Below are 16,232 nucleotides of genomic sequence, written 5' to 3'. Positions count from 1 at the left end.
GGATCCTCGCTCGGGACCGTCACGATCAGTCCGCCAGGTCGCCCACGGCGTCCCAGACGCCCTTCAGGGCATCGATGTGCGCGGTGGGTCCGCCCAGCCCGAGGTTCATCAGCGAGTAGGAGACGTGGCTCACGCCCAGGTCCGCGAGCTCCTTGATCCGGTCGCGGGCGGCATCGGGCGTCGCCGACGGCGGGATGATGCACTCGATGCCGATCTGGTCGGGGTCACGACCGGCGGCCTTCGCAGAGGCGCGCATGCGGGCGATCTCGTCGGGGAGCGTCTTCTGCGCCATCGGGAGCCAACCGTCCGCGATCCGCCCGACGCGCTCGGCGATGATCGGGGCCATCCCGCCGATCCAGATCGGGATGTTGCGGCGCGGGGGGAGCGGCAGGATGCCCGCGTCGGGGATCGAGTGGAACTCGCCCTCGAACTCGACCTCCGAAGCCGCCCAGAGCTTCCGCATGACCTCGATCTGCTCCTCGCTCCGGCGGCCGCGATTCTTGAAGTTCTCACCGAGGGCGTCGTACTCGACCTCGTTCCAGCCGATCCCGACACCGAGCCGCAGCCGCCCGCCACACAGCACGTCGAGGGACGCGGCCTGCTTCGCGACCAGGGCCGTCTGGCGCTGGGGCAGGATCAGGACGCCGGTGGCGAAGCCGATCGTGCGGGTGATCCCGGCCAGGAAGCCGAAGAGGACGAAGGGCTCGTGGAAGAGACTCTTCGACGTGTAGGGACCGAACCAGTCGGGTCGGCTCGCCGTGTTCGCGCCGAGCACGTGGTCGTAGGCGAGCAGGTGGCGGTAGCCGAGGGACTCGGCGGTCGTGGCGAAGGCCGCGACGTGCTCCGGATCGTCGCCGATCTCGGTCTGGGGGAAGACGGCGCCGATCTGCATGAGCTCCTCCTCGCGGTGCGACGAGTCGACCGCTCGGGGGAGCATGGCACGCGTGGGGAGCGGCGACTACTCCGACTTGTCGCGGGCCACGCTGCTCCAACGCGCCATGATCTTCATCAGTGCCGGCGCGAAGAGGACGTCGGCGAAGAAGGCCATCGTGACCGAGAAGGCCGTGAAGAGCCCGAAGCGCCAGAGATTGTTCATCTCCGAGAAGAGGTAGACGAGGAAGCCGCAGGAGAGCACGACGCTCGTGAAGAGGAGGGCCTGTCCCGTCGTCTGGAGGGTCTCGCGGACCGCGATCTCGACGCTCCCCGTCGCGGCGTAGGTCCGCCGGAAGCCGTGCATGAAGTGGATGGTGTCGTCGACGGCGAGCCCGAGCGCGACGCTGCCGATCAGGAGCGAGAACATCTCGAGCGGCTGACCGGTCCACCCCATGAGACCCAGCGTGAGGAAGATCGGGAAGAGGTTCGGGAGCATCGCCACCAGTCCGAGGCGGAAGCTGCCCAGCAGGAGCATCATGAGTGGCGTGATCACGAGGAGCGCGATCCCGTAGGACCGCACGATCGTCTCCATCGATGCACCGAAGGTCCGGCGCGAGACCATCATCATGCCGGTCAGGCTCGCCTCGACGTCCTCGGGCAGCGTCTCGCCCATGATCCGCTCGACTTCTTCGGCGAAGTCCTCGTAGAAGAGGGCGTCGACCATCGGCGTCCGGATCGTGAATCGTCCCATCCGGAACTCGGTGTCGACGACGTCCTGGAGGTCGTCGCTCCCGCTGTTCTCGAAGAGGATCAGCTCCTGCGAGACCAGCGTCCGGTCCTCGGGCACGACGCGCGCCTCGGGGCGGCCCTCGTTGAGGGCCTGGTGGATTTCCTTGATCACGTCGACGAGGGAGAGGCTCGGCCCCGCGGTGATCTCGCCGGTCTCCAGGCCGTCGAGGGTGTGATGGGCGCGGTCGATCGCGCCGAGGAGCTCGGGATCGTGGAGCCCGTTCGCCTCCCCCGCGTCGATCACCATCTCGAGGGCCATCGAGCCCCCGAACCGCTCGTCGAGGAGGTTCGCCGCGATCTTTGCCGGCATCTCGTCCGGGAACCACTCGAGGCTGTCGAAGGAGACCTTCAGCTGGAGGATGCCGATCAGGGCGACCACGGTCAGCGCGGCGCAGGTGATCAGGACCCAGGTCGAACGGGCCAGCGCAAACTCGCCCGCGGCGGTGAGGAGTCGGATCGAGAGCGAGGCGTCGCCCTTCGGTCGGGGCGCTCTCTGCCGCATGGGCGCGATCGCGAGGAGCGCCGGCGTGAGCAGCAGCGTGAGCACCAGACAGAGCAGGATGCCGAGCGGCGCGACGACGCCGAACATCGCGACCGGGCGGAGCGCGGCGACGCTGAAGGAGGCCAGCCCGCCGGCGGTGGTGAGTCCGGTCATGATGATCGGGAGGCCGGAGTGGGCGAGGGCGCCGGCGATCGCGTCCTCCCGGGAGGCGCCGGCCTCGACGCGTTGGAGGAAGATCGCGATCAGGTGGACGCTCGCGCCGACGCCGATCGCCAGCAGGAAGGAAGGCACGATCTCCGAGATCGGGAGGAAGGGGATGCCGAACGTGCCCATCACGCCGAGGGTGCTCGTCACCGCGAGCAGCGAGACGGAGAGCGGGATCAGCACGCCGAGCGCCCGCCGCAGGACGAGCACCAGGAAGAGCGCGATCAGGCCGGTCGAGAGGATCGTGAACGTGACGACGTCCGTGACGAGGCCGCGCATCATGGCCGTGTTGAGGACCGGGGCGCCACCGGCGTGGAGACGGAACCCGTCGGTGTCGAATCGCTCGACGATCTCCTCGAGGGCAGCGACCGCGGCGCGCTCCTGCTCGCTCGTCAGGCGCACGTCGTCGCCGGCCGGCGCCTCGCCCGAATCGTCGTCGAAGCCCGAGAAGGCGCTCGCGTCGTCGAACTCCTCCGCGAAGGCCTCGAGCTCGACGGTCAGGAGCGTGAGGTCGCCGTCGCGCGTCAGGAAGAAGTCGACGTAGAGCGGGTTTGCGAGGGCCCGCGCCTTCAGGTCTTCGACCTCCGCCTCGCTGGTCGGCCAGTCTTCGAGGAAGTCGCCGACGACGAGGGTGTCGTCCTCGCCGCGGGTCTCCCGCAGGTTGACCAGGCTCTGGACCTCGCGGACCCAGGGCACCTCGTCTTCGATCGCCTGGTGGAGATCGCGGACCCGCTCGAGGGCCGGGAGCGAGAAGAGGCGCTCCGCCTCGATGACGATCATGATGATGTCGTCGCGGCCGAACTGTTCGAGGAACTCGTCGTAGGCGATCTTCGTGGCGTCGTTCGGATTCAGGAAGTCGTCGATCGACGTCTTGACTTCGATCTTCGCGATCTGGGTCGCGCCGGCGGCGATCAGCAGGAGGGTCGCAAGGAGGATCGGCCACGCCCGTCGATAGGCGAGGTGACCCAGGGCTTCGAGCAGGCTTTCGATGTGGGCTCTCACGGCGCGAGGAATCTAGCCCGAAAGGCCCGCCCGCGGGCGACGGATCCCGGAAGCCGGGTCCACTTTCTCCGCCGCGACGGCTAGCATCCGGGGCGCGTGTTCGAATCGAACGAGAGGACCTGTGGCGTGACGTACAAGGTGATCCAGTGGGCGACCGGCGGTGTGGGTCGCGCGGCCATCGAGGGCATCCTCGACCATCCCGAGCTCGAGCTCGTGGGGTGCTGGGTTCACAGCGAGTCGAAGGAAGGGCGCGACGTCGGCGAACTCATCGGCCGCGATCCTGTCGGCGTGGCGGCGACCCGCGACGCCGACGCGCTGCTCGGGCTCGGCGCGGATTGCGTCTGCTACAGCCCGATCGTCGCGAATCCCCGGGAAGTGTGCCGGATCCTCGAGGCCGGGATCGACATCGTGACGCCGCTCGGCTGGGTGTATCCGAAGCACGTCGACACCGCGGACATCGAGGCGGCCTGTGCAGCCGGGGACAGCACGCTCCACGGAACCGGCATCCACCCGGGCGGGATCACCGAGCGGTTCCCGCTCATGGTGTCGGGGCTCTCGCGCGCGATCACCCACGTGCGGGCCGAGGAGTTCTCCGACATCCGGACCTACGCCGCCGCGGAGGTCGTCGGCGAGATGATGCTCTTCGGGAAGACGCCGGAAGAGGCGAGGACCAGCCCGATGGGGAAGCTCCTCGCGGGCGGCTTCTTCCAGTCGATCGACATGGTCGCCGACGCCATCGGCGTGACCCTCGACGCGGAGAAGCGGACGACGCATTCGATCGCGATCGCGACCCAGCCGATCGAGGCGCCGATCGGCGTGATCGAGAAAGGCCGCGTCGCCGCCCAGCGCTTCTGCTGGCAGGGCCTCGTCGACGGCGAGCCCGTGATCACGGCGGCGGTCAACTGGCACATGGGCGACGAGGGCTTCGACCCCGTGCCCGGCGCCGATCCCGACGCGCCCTGGACCTGGGGCGAGCAGGGGCCGCGCTTCGAGGTCGGGATCAGCGGCGATCCGGATACGTTGCTCACGTTCAAGGGCTGGCATCCGCACTCCGTCGCCGAAGGACTCGTCCGCAACGAAGGGATCGTCGTGACGGCGATGCACTGCGTGAGCGCGATCCCCTACGTGTGCGAAGCCAGCGCCGGGATCAAGACCTATCTCGATCTCCCGCTGATCGCCGGGCGGATCGCCCCGGAGCTCGCCCGCGGCGGCTGAGCGCGCGCCGATCGATCGACATCCACGCACCCCACGAGAGAGGAATGCACATGCCCAGCCAGGAACACGAAGAGCTCGTCGAGATGATGCGGACCACGAACCCGCTCGGGAGCGGGGAGATCGAGACGATGCGCGCGTTCATGGACGCGGCGCCCCCCTACCCACAGCCGGCGGACGTGGCGTGGGAGGCGGTCGACGCCGACGGCGTGCCCTGCGAATGGAACGTGCCCGACGACTGCGCGGACGGACGGACGATCGTCTACTACCACGGGGGCGGCTACGGCATCGGCTCGGTGAAGGGCCACCGGGGCCTCTGCTCGAACCTCGCCCGCGCGGCGCGCGCCCGCGTTCTGTCGGTCGACTACCGCCTCGCCCCCGAGCACCCGTTCCCCGCCGCCGTGGACGACGCGCTGACCGCGTATCGATGGGCGGTCCGGCAGGGGGCGGATCCCGCGAAGACGGCCCTGGCCGGGGACTCCGCGGGCGGCGGGCTGACGGTCGCGACGCTGATCGCGCTCCGCGACGCCGGGGACCCGCTCCCGGCGACGGGACTGTGTCTCTCGCCGTGGGTCGACATGACGTGTTCGAACCCGCGGATCGAAGAGGTCGCGCCGAGGGATCCGATGCTCTCGCCTCCGGTCCTGAAGGTCTTCGCAGAGGCCTATCTGGCCGGTGCCGACCCGAAGACCGCGACGGCGAGCCCGGCCTTCGCCGATCTCGCGGGCCTGCCGCCGCTCCTGATCCAGGCGGGTACGGGGGAGATCCTGATCGGAGAGATCGAGGCCTTCGCGAAGGAGGCAGAGGCGGCGGCCGTCGACGTCCGGCTCGAAGTCTGGGACGACATGCTCCACGTCTGGCAGACCTTCGCCGACATGCTGCCCGAGGGCCGGCAGGCGCTCGCCGACATCGGCAAGTACGTGGAAGGCCGGATCTAGGCGCCACCGAATCGCCGGGCGTGATAGAAAGGAGCGAACGAACGCTCCCCTTGGAGGCCCCATGCGCGCGCTCTTCTCGTTCCCTTTCCTGGTCGCCCTTATCGTCATCGGTCTGGCTTCGACGCCGGCGGCGGCGGTGACCCCCACGCCGGGCGACATCTTCACGAATAGCGGGTCGGCTCTCTTGCACTGGGATACCGAGACGGACGTGACGACGATCGTCTCGTGTTGGTCGACTGCCCAGTGTGACTCGATCATCGGGTCGGGCCCCATCGACCCCGCGTTCGCGCTCTTGGGCGACGTCAAGGTCGGGCCCAACGGACTCGTCCACGTGGTCTGGAGCGGCGACGCGTTTCCCAACGGGGTGATGCGGATCGACCCGGAGACCGGCGATCGTGAGCTCACGGGGGCGACGATCCCTGTGCTGGACCAATTCGAGGTCTATCCCGCGCCAGGCGCCCTGTTCGCTCCCACGGTCGCTGGGCTCGGCACGACGGGGCTCGCGCTGCTCGTGGTGGGGGTCCTGCTCGGGATGAATCTCCGGCTCCGAACCACTCCGCGCGTCGCCGGGATGGGGCGCGGCAGGACGCTGGCCTAGGGCGAGTGATATGAAGATCGATCTCCTCGACCCGAAGAGCTACGACGGCGGACAGCCCCACGAACAGTTCGCCTGGCTGCGCGAGCACGATCCGGTCCATCGCCACGCCGAGAGCGACGGCGGCCCGGGCTACTGGGCGATCACGCGCTACGAGGACATCCGCGCGATCAGCCGGAACCACCCGGTCTTCTCGAACGAGCCGTCGATCATGATCGCGGATCCGCCGGCGGATGCGCCGGTCACCGACGACAAGATGATGCTGATGTGCGACCCGCCGTATCAGACGCAGCTGCGGCGGATCGTGAGCGGGGCGTTCACGCCGAAGGCGGCCCGGGCGCTGAAGCCGCGGGTCGAGCGACTCGCGACGCAGATCGTCGACGAGGTCATCGAGCGCGGCGAGTGCGACTTCGTGGCCGACGTCGCCGGAGAGCTCCCCTCCTACGTGATCGCGGAGCTCCTGGGACTGCCCCTCGACGACGGGCGAAAGCTCTACCAGCTGACGGAGACGATCCACTCGTCGACGGACGCGGTCGGCCAGGACGCGCAGGTCGCGGCGGGGATCGAGATGTTCTCCTACGCGGCGCGGGTCGCCGCGGAGAAGCGGGCGAATCCCGGCGACGATCTGGCCACGCAGCTGCTGCACGCCGAGGTCGACGGCCATCGGCTGAGCGACATGGAGTTCAATCTCTTCTTCATGCTGCTGGTGGATGCCGGCGGCGACACGACGCGCAATCTGGTGGCGGGCGGCATGCTGGCCTTGCTCGAACGACCGGACGAACTCGCCCGCCTCCGAGGGGACCTGGATCGTGTCCTGCCGACGGCGCGGGAAGAGCTCCTCCGCTTCACGAGCCCCGTCGTGTACATGCGCCGGACCGCGAAGCAGGACACGGAGGTCGCCGGACGCCCGATCCGCGCGGGCGACAAGCTCGTCCTCTACTACGGGAGCGCGAATCGCGACCGGTCGGTCTTCGACGAGCCCGATCGGCTCGACGTCACACGAACGCCGAACCACCACGTGGCCTTCGGCGCGACGGGCGCGCATTTCTGCCTGGGCGCGCAGCTGGCGCGGGTCGAGATCGACGCGATGCTGCGGGAAGTGCTGACGCGGATGCCCGACCTCGAGCTCGCGGGGGAGGCTTCATGGCTCCCGTCGAACTTCATCTCAGGGCCGCGCGCGATGCCCGTCCGATTCACGCCCGGGGCGCGCTCCGCGGGGGGCGACAGAGGACGATCGTGAGGGCGCCCGCAACGGAGAGTCCGGACAGCGCGAGGAAGCTCTCCTCGTAGGAGCCCAGCCGGTCCGCCGCGGCGCCGGCCCAGCGCGGCGCCAGCCAGCCGGCGACGCCGGTGATCGCGATCCGCAGGCCGTTCGAGGCCAGGAACGCGCGGATGCCGAAGAGCCGTGCCATCACGATCGGCTCGCAGGTCATCGCCACGCCGTAGCCGATCCCCAGAAGACCGACGCAGAGCGTGGCGAGGGTCGGGCCGGTCGCCAGGGCGAAGCCGATCAGCCCGGTGGCCGTGATCCCGAGGGCGCCGGCGAGGACGAAGCGCGGATCGATCACGTCGGCGAGGCCGCCACAGAGACGCCCCGCACCCGAGAGGCCGACGCGCAGGCCGAGGATCCCGGCGGCGGCCGCGGCGGCGAAGCCCAGGTCCTCGAGGTGGAGTCGGCCGTGGGCGGTCACGACGCGCCAGGGCACGGTGTTCGTCAGGCAGGCCAGGCTTGCGAAGGCGAACTGGGGTGCGAGGAGTGCCCGTCGCGGATCGAGGTCGGGACCGGTCGTCGGCGTCGCCGGGGCGGCCAGCGTCTCGGGGGTCTCATCCCCGTCCGGGTGGAGGCCGACGTCCTCGGGGCGGTCTCGCAGGAGCGCGGCGGAGAGGATGCCGACCGCGAGGAAGATGCCGGCGACGACCTGGAAGACGAGGCGCCAGTCCGCGACCTCGACGCCCCAGGCGGCCGCCGCGGGGACGAAGGCGCCGACGACCCCGGCGCCGAGCAGGACGATACCGGTCGCCAGGGCTCGGAAGCGTCGGAACCACCGGACCGCGAGGGTCTGCACCGGAAGGAGCGTCGCGAGGCCGATCCCGAGGCCGCCGACGAGCGCGTAGGCGACGATCGCTTCGTTCGCCGTCGTTGCGAAGCTCGTCCAGGCGAAACCCGCCGCCCCGATCACCGCCCCGAGCCCCACGACCGGCCGCAGACCGATCCGCTCGATCGCCCAGGCCGAAAGGGGGCTCGTCACGGCGAAGGTCAGCGTAAAGAGGCCGAAGCCCGAGCCGATCTCTTCCCGGGTGAGCTGCAGATCGTCGATGATCTCGGGGGCGAGGAAGCCCCAGGCGTAGTAGGCGGGGGCCATGCCGAGGCCGTAGAGGGCGAAAGCGAGCGCGACCATGCCCCAGCCCAGGAAGGGCTTGCGAAGCTTCCGGCTGGCGGACACCGATCCTCCCCCCGCCCGGGTGACCCGGGTCGGCCCGACGCTATCCCAGCCCGCCGCCGGAGCCACGATCCAAGGGCCCGATCGGTCCGCGGGCGTGCGCGGAGGTTCCGATCCGAACATCGCGCGCCGCCGGCGTCGAGGATCTGTCACTCGCGACGGGAACACGACGCCCGACGCGGCAGCGGGGACGGAGGTGGATTCGACTGAAGCGAAAAATGCCGGTTTCCCTCCAGATCGCGAAAGATCCCGGTGTTGAAGGGGAATTCGGCCTCTCGTCGGCGAACAAGGCGCTTTCGGAGAGCAAAACCCGGTGTTTCCCCCATTCAGTTCGGCAGCTTGGCACGCGGCGTGCTTTTCACCTTCCGCGAAACGACGGCGAGGTCCTCGACCCGAGCTCCTGGGGGAGGAGCAGGGGACACGCCGCGCGACCAGGAACACCACCGATATGGAAGCCCTTCTCGATCAGGCCCAACTCGAAGGCGGACCGATTCCGCAGGATCTCAAGGAACAGGTCGTCCTCGAGCACGAGCCGCTCATCCGATACATCGTGAACCGCCTCGCGGTCCGACTGCCAAACCACATCGACCTCGACGATCTCTACAGCACGGGCGCGATCGGGCTGATGGACGCGATCGAGAAGTTCGATCCGAGCAAGGGGTGCAAGTTCAAGACCTACGCGGAGTTCCGGATCAAGGGCGCCGTCCTCGACCAGCTCCGTTCCCTCGACTGGGTGCCGCGCTCGGTTCGTCAGAAGGGCCGCAAGCTCGACCAGGCCTACAGCGAGGTCGAGCAGCGCCTCGGTCGCGCGGCCAGCGAGGACGAGGTCGCCGATTCCCTGGGTCTCGAGCTCGACAAGTTCCACACGATGGTCAATCAGGTGCGTGGCATCTCGCTCGTGAACCTCGAGGAGGTCCGCGGGACGAACTCCGACGGCGACACCGCCGGGACCTTCGCCGACGTCGTCGAAGACGTCACCGCCGAGAACCCCTTCGCTTCGCTCAAGTCGATGGAGACGAAGCATGTGATCTCGGACACGATCAACTCGCTTCCGGAGAAGGAGCGCCTCGTGGTCAGCCTCTACTACTACGAGGACCTGAACATGAAGGAGATCGGAAACATCCTCGGCATCACCGAGTCGCGGGTGTGTCAGATCCACACGAAGGCGACCTCGCGGCTCTCGAGCAAGCTCCGGGGGCTCGTCGACCGCTAGGCGGCCCGCTCCGGGCGAGCCCCGCCCGGACGCCGTCCCTTGCGACGGGCCCGCCCCCGTCCCAACCTCTGCTCTCGGTCCCCAGCGCTCGCGGGGCCATCGAGGAGGGACCTGTGGGACGACTGGGCACGGTGGAATCGCTCTTCCGATATCCCGTGAAGAGCATGCTGGGCGAGTCCGTCGACCGCGCCCTCGTCGGGCCGCTCGGCATCGCGGACGACCGCGGCTGGGCCGTGCGCGACGAGCGCCGCGGAGACTTCTTCACGGCCAAACGGCTCGGCGCGCTGATGGGCTGTCGCGGCATCGGAGGGCAGGGCGGCGCGGTCCCCGAGATCGAGCTGCCCGACGGCACGCGCTTCGCGGCGGACGCAGACGAAGCCGCGGAGCAGCTCTCCAAGGCCCTCGACCACCCGGTCTCGCTCCACCGCATGGGCGAGGCCGCGCCGCCGCCGGACGAGGTCGAGACGCCCGAAGATCCGCTGGCGGACTTCAACTCGATGTTCGCGCGCAAGGACGCGGAGCCGGTCCCGGATTTCTCGACGACGCCCGAGTCGTTGATGGCGCACATGACGCGACCGGATCGCCCCTTCGTCGACCTGGCGCCCCTGCTCGTGATGACACGTCAATCGATCGACACCCTCGCGGCGGCGGCGCCCGATTCGGTGATGGACGATCGCCGCTTCCGACCGAGCCTGCTGATCGACGCGGAGAGCACGGACCGTTTCCCCGAGCAGGCCTGGATCGGCCGTCGTCTACGGATCGGCTCCGTCCTGATCGACGCACCGATGACCTGTCCGCGATGCGTGATGACGACCCACGGCTTCGCGGACCTGCCGAAGGACCCGAAGGTCATGCGGAACCTCGTGTCCGAGGCGGACGGGAATCTCGGCATCTACGGCGCGATCGTCGAGCCTGGTGAGATCCGGGTCGGCGATCCGGTCGAAGCGGTGGAGCCGGAGTGAAGCGAGTCGTCGCCTCCGCGCTCCTCGTCCTGGGCGCTGCGCCCGGATTCGCCCAGGTGGTGGATTCGCTCGAAGATCCCGACCCGAGCGTCGACGGCACACTCCGCTTCGAGATCGACAACGCGGGCCCGGGCGACGTGATCGACGTCCAGGTGGGTGCACCGGACGCGGTCGAAACGATCAGCCTGCGCGAGACCCTCGTCTTCACGCAGGATCTCGAGATCGACAACTCGAGCGTGGACACGGGCGTCATCGACGTTCTCGCACCCGCCGGTTCGGCCTTCCTCGAGATCCAGGACGGCGTGAACGTCACCCTCCGCGACGTCGGTCTCTCCGGCCTGGACAGCACGTCGGGGGACGACATCGAGCTCGGGACGGGCAGCCTGCTCACGCTCGATTCCGAGCGGATCCAGCAGGTCCTCACGATGGACATCGTCGGGATGGGCGCCCTGCGCAAGGAGGGCATTCAGCAGATCCAGCTCACCGGGATCAACACGTTCGAAGGCGGCCTCACGATCGACGACGGCGACGTCGTCGGCGAGGTCCGGTCCTTGGGGGCGGGCACGATCGACCTCGCGCCGGATGCGTCGTCGAAGACGGCGCGACTCGTGTTCGAGTCGTCCGGGACGGACATCCTCGGCGCGACCGGACCGGTCATCGCGGATTCGCGCAGCGGCGGCGGCAACGCCGGGATCGTGAAGCGCGGTTCGGGCACCCTCGTCGTCACGAACGCGACGATCGCCTCGACCCTCGACTTCGACATCGAGGAGGGGACGCTCCGGGCCGGTGCGACCCAGCTCTTGAACGGCCACGATTTCGACGTCGGTCCGACCGCGACCCTCGAGCTCGACGCGGTCGCCGGCACGGTCGCTTCGTCCGCTGTGCTGACGGGCACGGGCACGATCGACGTGGAGGCGGACGATCTCACCTTCACCGCCGATCCCTCCGGCTTCACGGGCACCTTCGACGTGAACGATGGGCCGGGCGCCGGGGCCGGCGACGGCGCCCTCGTCCTCGACATCGCGGCGACCCCCGCTGCTTCGCTCCGATTCGACGCGACCGCCGACGGGGCGACGTTCACGCTGCGGGACGCGGTGGGCGTCCGCTGGTCCGGCGACTTCAGCGGGACCGGTGTCTTCGTGAAGGCCGGGGCCGGAACCACGACGCTGACCGGAACCCACAGCCAGACCGGCGAGACCCGCGTCCTCGCGGGCACCCTCGTCGGAAACACGTCGAACCTTCCTGGGGACATCGCACTCGCCGGCGGGGCGGCGGTCGTCTTCGACCAGGCGAGCAACGCGACCTACGCCGACACGATCCGCAACTTCTCGGCGGGGGCGCACACCGTTCGCAAGCTCGGCGGCGGCGTCCTCACCCTCGCGGGCGACCAGACCTTCACCGGCACCTTCGAGGCGATCCGCGGCGGTCTCCACTTCGCCCACGGCGCCGACCTGACCGGGGCGGGGCTCACGGTCGGCAACGGGTCCTCGGGCGTCGTCACGACCGTGACGGCGGACTTCGATCCGACCGGCACCCTCGACAACACGATCTCGGTCAACGGACCGATCACGTTCTCCTCCGACGCACACGTCACCGTCGGAGTGTCGAGTCCGGGTTCCGGCGGTGGGGCCCTGCGCAGCACCGTCTTCGCGGCGACCGGCGCCGTCGACATCCAGCCGGGCGCGGTGCTCGTGGTCGAGCCGACGACCGGGACCCCCTCGGCGGGGGACCAGTGGGACGTCGTGACCGGGGCGGCTGTGACCGGCGCCTTCGACATTGAGCAGACCCTCTTGTTCTTCGTGATCAACCAGACGATCGAAGGCGGAAATACGGTTCGCCTCACGCTGGCACCGAGCGGAGCGATGCTCGAGACGGAGGCAACGACCTCGAACGGGCGCGTGATCGGTGCCCAACTCGACGAATTCCTGGGGGAGACCTTCGCTCCGATGTCCCGGGAAGAGGAGTACCAGCAGGCGATCACCGGCATCGGGGTTGCGGACGTGGATGGGCTGCTCGAGAGCGTGTCGCCGGATGACCTCGCGGCGGGGACGCAGATCCAGCTCGCCAATGCGCAGCGGACCTGGCGCGGGATCTCCGACCGCCTCGCGCTGCGGCGCATCGGCGGGGTGGGGCGCGACGAGGGCTCGCCGCGACCGCGCCGGACGCGTCCGAGCGTATCGGCGTCGCCGACGTCGCGCGCGGCCGGGCCGGACGGCGAGCGGCCGCCGCGCGAGGAAGCCGACTGGCAGGCGTGGATCGAGGCCAGCGGGCTCTTCGGCGAGCTCTCGTCGAACGAGGCTCGGGAATACGACTACGTGAGCGCGGGCCCCCTCGTCGGAGCCGATCGCGCCCTCGGCGAAGCAGTCCGGCTCGGCTTCGCGCTCTCGGGCGGTAGCTACGCGTACGACACGAGCGAAGGCGACAACGAAGGCGACGGCGGCGGTGTCGAGGGGACGGTCTACGGCGCCTACGTCGGCGAGCCGGTCGAAGTCCTCGTCGGCGCCCGCGCCGGATGGTCGCGGATCGACACGGAGCGGACGCTGTCGGTCGGATCGATCTCGGATCGGGTCGACGGCGAGCTCGAAGGCGAGGTCTACGGGGTCTTCGTCGAGCTGACCCGGGGCTTCGATCTCCCCGGCGCGGTCGAGATCGCGCCGCTCGCGAGCCTGGCCTGGACCGGCGTCCGCTGGGACGCGTTCGACGAGAGCGGATCGAGTCCGCTCGCCGTTCGCGTGGAAGAGCAGGAGATCGACTCGATCCTGACCTCCCTCGGCGTTCGGCTGCAGGGCGAGCGACGCATGGACGAGAACATCTGGTTCCGACCCCGCTTCCGGGCCCTCTGGAGCCGGGAGTGGGGGGACACCGAGCGTGAGGTCTCCGGCGCCTTCGCGAGCGCCCCCGCCGCCGGGCTCGGCGCCTTCACCGTCGATGGCGCCGAGGGCCCCACCGATCTCGGCGAGATCGCGCTCGGTTGGGACGTCGGCTTCACGACCAACGCGAACCTCTTCTTCGACTGGCGAGGCCGTTTCGGAGACGACCTCGTCGAGAACACGATCAGCGCGGGCGGTCGGATCGTCTGGTAGGTCACGGGCCGTCGAGGGGGCGCTCTTCGACGATCGTGAAGGTCTGCGCCGCCGCGCTCGGCGCGCGCGTGTAGAGGGCGAGTCGGTCGACCAGGACCGTCGCACCGATCTCGCCGACCGCCTGCGACCAGGCGAGCCCCGCCTTGCGCTCCGCGCCTCCTGCGCGCCGTCGCACCCGGCCCAGGGTCACGTGGGGGCGCATCGGCCGGCTCTCCGCCGGCACGTCCGCCGCCGCACGGCCGCGATCACGCGGGCCCGTGAGCAGGTCCGCCAGACCGGGGGTCGGCTCGCCCGCGTCGAAGATCTCGGCGGACAGGGCGCTCCACCGCTTCGGGGGCCCCATCGGGACGATGCGACCGAGGGTGATCTCTCGCGGCGGAATCCTCTCGTCGCGGAGCGCGTCGAAGGCACGCCGCGCGCGGGAGGCTCCGACGGCGCCGAGAAAGGCGACGGTCGCGTGCAGGTCGTCCGGGTGGAAGGGGCGAACGGCGTCGGGGGGCGCGCGGAGGGCTTCGAACCAGGCGCCGGGGGCGACGGGAAGGGCGATGAACCAGTTGGCCACGAGTGACGGGCTCGACGGCTCAGGGCGTGGCCAGCGGGCCCATCCGGAGCGCCACGTTCGATTCGAAGCGGTCGTCGCCGAAGATGCCGAGGGCGACGGCGATCCGCTCCGCCGCGTACTTGTCCTCCCGGAGGAGCGACACGTGCTCGACGAGTCGCTCGTCATCGATGACGGCGGCGACGACGCAGGCTTCCTCGCCGCCTCGCAGGAGCGTGACGGTCCGGGCCGTCGAGATCCCGTTGCGTTTGGCCTTGTCTCGCCCCATCGTCGCCCAGATCGCCCCGTCGTCGTCGATCACCCAGAGCCTGAGCGCGCCACCCCGGGTCTCGCCACAGCCGGGCCGGACGACGACGACCTCCTCGACTTCTGCGAGGGTCGCGAAAGCGGCCAGGTAGAGCGCGAGGAGGCTCGTCAGCAGGAGCGCACCCTGCGCGACTCCGCCTCCGCCTTCCGAGGGCAGGACGTCGAAGAAGATCAGCGCGCCGCACGCGAGGGCGAGCAGGCCTCCGACGAGATTGCCGCCCTCGGGAAGGAAATAGGGCCCCTCGTGCTGGAGACGGATCAGGAAGACCGTGAGGCCCAGCAGGAAGAGGGCGATTCCGATGATCTTGCGCGGCATGCGCGGCGTCTCCGAAGCGGCGAAAGCCGAAGTGTAGGCATCCGCTTCGTCCTCGACAACGCGGCGTCTCGTCGCGAACCGTCCCTTCGCGTGCGCCGGCCGCGAGCGAGCGGGTCCGATCCGCCTAACGGAGCATCCGTTCGCACCACCACTGGTTGAACTGCCAGATCGACTTCTCGAGGAGCGCGAGGGGCCCGCGCTCGAAGCGTCCGCTCGTGAGCCCGGCCATCACGGCCTCGCAGGCGCCGATGTCCTGCTCGTGGATGACCTTGAGGATCGCGTGCGACTGGGCGCGGGCCTCCTCGGACAGGTCCTTCGGAACGCAGTCGTAGATGCGGAGCGTGAAGCGGTCGACGCTCTCCGGCAGGAACTGGTACCAGGCCATGCTGTTCGGGCCCGGGGCGAAGAGATGGAAGGGGAAGACGACGGCGGCGATCAGCCCGGGTTGCTCCTCGTCCGAGAGCCCCGGGAGCGACTGCTTCGGCATGATCGCCTCGCCGTCCTCGTTCGTCGGCATCACGAGGACCGAGTAGGGCCCCTCGCTGTCGGTGACGTGCGAGCGGGTGGCGGGGAGGATCGGCTGGAGGGTGTCCGCGTGGGTCGCGATGTGATGGTAGGCCTCCATGAAATTGTCCACGAGGACCTTCCAGTTGAAGGGCGAGTCGAAGGTCGCGGTCTCCTCGGCGACGAGCTCCCCGATCCGGTAGTCGGCGAGCAGCGTCGACAGCGGCGCGAGCCTCGGGCCGAGCGGCTCGGCTTCGCCGTCGAGGTTCACGAACACGAAGCCCTCCCAGATCTCCGACCGGATCTCCGGGAGCGCACACGTCGAGGCGTCGAAGCCCGGCACCGCCTCCATGTGCGGCGCGCCGATCAGCTCGCCGTCGAGGCCGTAGGTCCAGAGGTGGTAGGGGCACTGGAACGAGCGCGTGTTCCCGGATCCGTTCACCAGCTCGGCGGCGCGATGGCGGCAGATCCGGGACAGGACGCGGATCCCGCCGGTCTTGTCGCGCACGACGACGAGCCGGTCCCCCAGGAGATCGAGGCTCAGGTAGTCGCCCGGATTCGCGACCTGCTCCACGCGCCCGGCGCAGAGCCATTCCCCCCGGAAGAGTCGCTCGACTTCTTCGGCGTAGATGGCTTCGTCGGTATACGCGCGGGCGGGGAGCGTCGTCGCCTCACCGAGCGGGGCGAGGGCCGAGGCGAAATCGGTGGGATCGAGGGAGGCGTTCGGCATGGC

13 protein-coding genes are annotated in these 16,232 nt (G+C 69.7%); 7 read left to right on the top strand and 6 right to left on the bottom strand.

Going from position 1 to position 16,232, the window contains the following annotated elements; genetic code table 11:
* Positions 1–25 precede the first annotated feature (25 nt).
* Positions 26–892 carry an LLM class F420-dependent oxidoreductase gene (locus tag NXI30_13475; protein MCR9095225.1) on the bottom strand — a complete coding sequence of 289 codons (867 nt, stop codon included), beginning with the start codon at positions 890–892 and terminating at the stop codon, positions 26–28.
* Between the two features lie 66 nt (positions 893–958).
* A complete protein-coding gene (locus NXI30_13470; GenBank protein MCR9095224.1) occupies positions 959–3,370 on the bottom strand; it encodes an MMPL family transporter in 2,412 nt (803 codons plus the stop codon).
* A 126-nt stretch (positions 3,371–3,496) separates the two neighbouring features.
* Between NXI30_13470 and NXI30_13465 the strand changes: the two genes are divergently transcribed.
* From NXI30_13465 to NXI30_13450, 4 genes are all read left to right on the top strand, one after another.
* Positions 3,497–4,585, top strand: a complete 1,089-nt coding sequence (locus NXI30_13465; protein ID MCR9095223.1) for a dihydrodipicolinate reductase — start codon at positions 3,497–3,499, stop codon at positions 4,583–4,585.
* A 50-nt stretch (positions 4,586–4,635) separates the two neighbouring features.
* Positions 4,636–5,520 (top strand): alpha/beta hydrolase, encoded by an 885-nt coding sequence (locus tag NXI30_13460; protein MCR9095222.1) that lies wholly within the window; start codon positions 4,636–4,638, stop codon positions 5,518–5,520.
* A 61-nt stretch (positions 5,521–5,581) separates the two neighbouring features.
* Positions 5,582–6,118, top strand: a complete 537-nt coding sequence (locus NXI30_13455) for a hypothetical protein (GenBank protein ID MCR9095221.1) — start codon at positions 5,582–5,584, stop codon at positions 6,116–6,118.
* Between the two features lie 16 nt (positions 6,119–6,134).
* Positions 6,135–7,355 (top strand): cytochrome P450, encoded by a 1,221-nt coding sequence (locus NXI30_13450; GenBank protein ID MCR9095220.1) that lies wholly within the window; start codon positions 6,135–6,137, stop codon positions 7,353–7,355.
* Here the strand turns inward: NXI30_13450 and NXI30_13445 are convergent.
* Positions 7,309–8,559 (bottom strand): MFS transporter, encoded by a 1,251-nt coding sequence (locus NXI30_13445; GenBank protein ID MCR9095219.1) that lies wholly within the window; start codon positions 8,557–8,559, stop codon positions 7,309–7,311. The two genes, NXI30_13450 and NXI30_13445, sit on opposite strands and share 47 nt — an antisense overlap.
* Positions 8,560–9,004: 445 nt before the next feature.
* Between NXI30_13445 and NXI30_13440 the strand changes: the two genes are divergently transcribed.
* From NXI30_13440 to NXI30_13430, 3 genes are all read left to right on the top strand, one after another.
* Positions 9,005–9,769, top strand: coding sequence for a FliA/WhiG family RNA polymerase sigma factor (locus NXI30_13440; protein ID MCR9095218.1), 765 nt, complete (start codon positions 9,005–9,007; stop codon positions 9,767–9,769).
* Between the two features lie 113 nt (positions 9,770–9,882).
* Complete coding sequence (locus tag NXI30_13435; GenBank protein MCR9095217.1) at positions 9,883–10,731, top strand: MOSC N-terminal beta barrel domain-containing protein; 849 nt, start codon at positions 9,883–9,885, stop codon at positions 10,729–10,731.
* Entirely contained in the window at positions 10,728–13,814 is a 3,087-nt protein-coding gene (locus NXI30_13430; GenBank protein MCR9095216.1) for an autotransporter domain-containing protein, read from the top strand. Before NXI30_13435 ends, NXI30_13430 begins: the two co-directional genes overlap by 4 nt.
* 1 nt (position 13,815) lies before the next feature.
* Here NXI30_13430 and NXI30_13425 read toward each other — a convergent pair whose 3' ends face one another.
* The 3 genes from NXI30_13425 to NXI30_13415 form a co-directional block, all read right to left on the bottom strand.
* A complete protein-coding gene (locus tag NXI30_13425; protein ID MCR9095215.1) occupies positions 13,816–14,376 on the bottom strand; it encodes a hypothetical protein in 561 nt (186 codons plus the stop codon).
* Positions 14,377–14,395: 19 nt separating this feature from the next.
* Positions 14,396–14,995, bottom strand: coding sequence for a hypothetical protein (locus tag NXI30_13420; protein MCR9095214.1), 600 nt, complete (start codon positions 14,993–14,995; stop codon positions 14,396–14,398).
* 124 nt (positions 14,996–15,119) lie between these two features.
* The gene (locus NXI30_13415) at positions 15,120–16,229 is read right to left on the bottom strand and encodes an aromatic ring-hydroxylating dioxygenase subunit alpha (GenBank protein ID MCR9095213.1); all 1,110 of its coding nucleotides are present in this window, start codon (positions 16,227–16,229) and stop codon (positions 15,120–15,122) included.
* Positions 16,230–16,232: the final 3 nt, after the last annotated feature.

It is taken from the genome of bacterium (assembly GCA_024742285.1).
GTDB lineage: Bacteria > Myxococcota_A > UBA9160 > UBA9160 > UBA4427 > UBA4427.
Note: the sequence above shows the minus strand (reverse complement) of the source record. Positions and strands in the feature narration are given on the sequence as shown.

Bases quoted from the DNA above. Each gene is read 5' to 3' on its own strand.
- NXI30_13475 (MCR9095225.1), bottom strand. From the start codon at position 892: ATGCAGATCGGCGCCGTCTTCCCCCAGACCGAGATCGGCGACGATCCG.
- NXI30_13460 (MCR9095222.1), top strand. From the start codon at position 4,636: ATGCCCAGCCAGGAACACGAAGAGCTCGTCGAGATGATGCGGACCACG.
- NXI30_13455 (MCR9095221.1), top strand. From the start codon at position 5,582: ATGCGCGCGCTCTTCTCGTTCCCTTTCCTGGTCGCCCTTATCGTCATC.
- NXI30_13440 (MCR9095218.1), top strand. From the start codon at position 9,005: ATGGAAGCCCTTCTCGATCAGGCCCAACTCGAAGGCGGACCGATTCCG.
- NXI30_13420 (MCR9095214.1), bottom strand. From the start codon at position 14,995: ATGCCGCGCAAGATCATCGGAATCGCCCTCTTCCTGCTGGGCCTCACG.
- NXI30_13415 (MCR9095213.1), bottom strand. From the start codon at position 16,229: ATGCCGAACGCCTCCCTCGATCCCACCGATTTCGCCTCGGCCCTCGCC.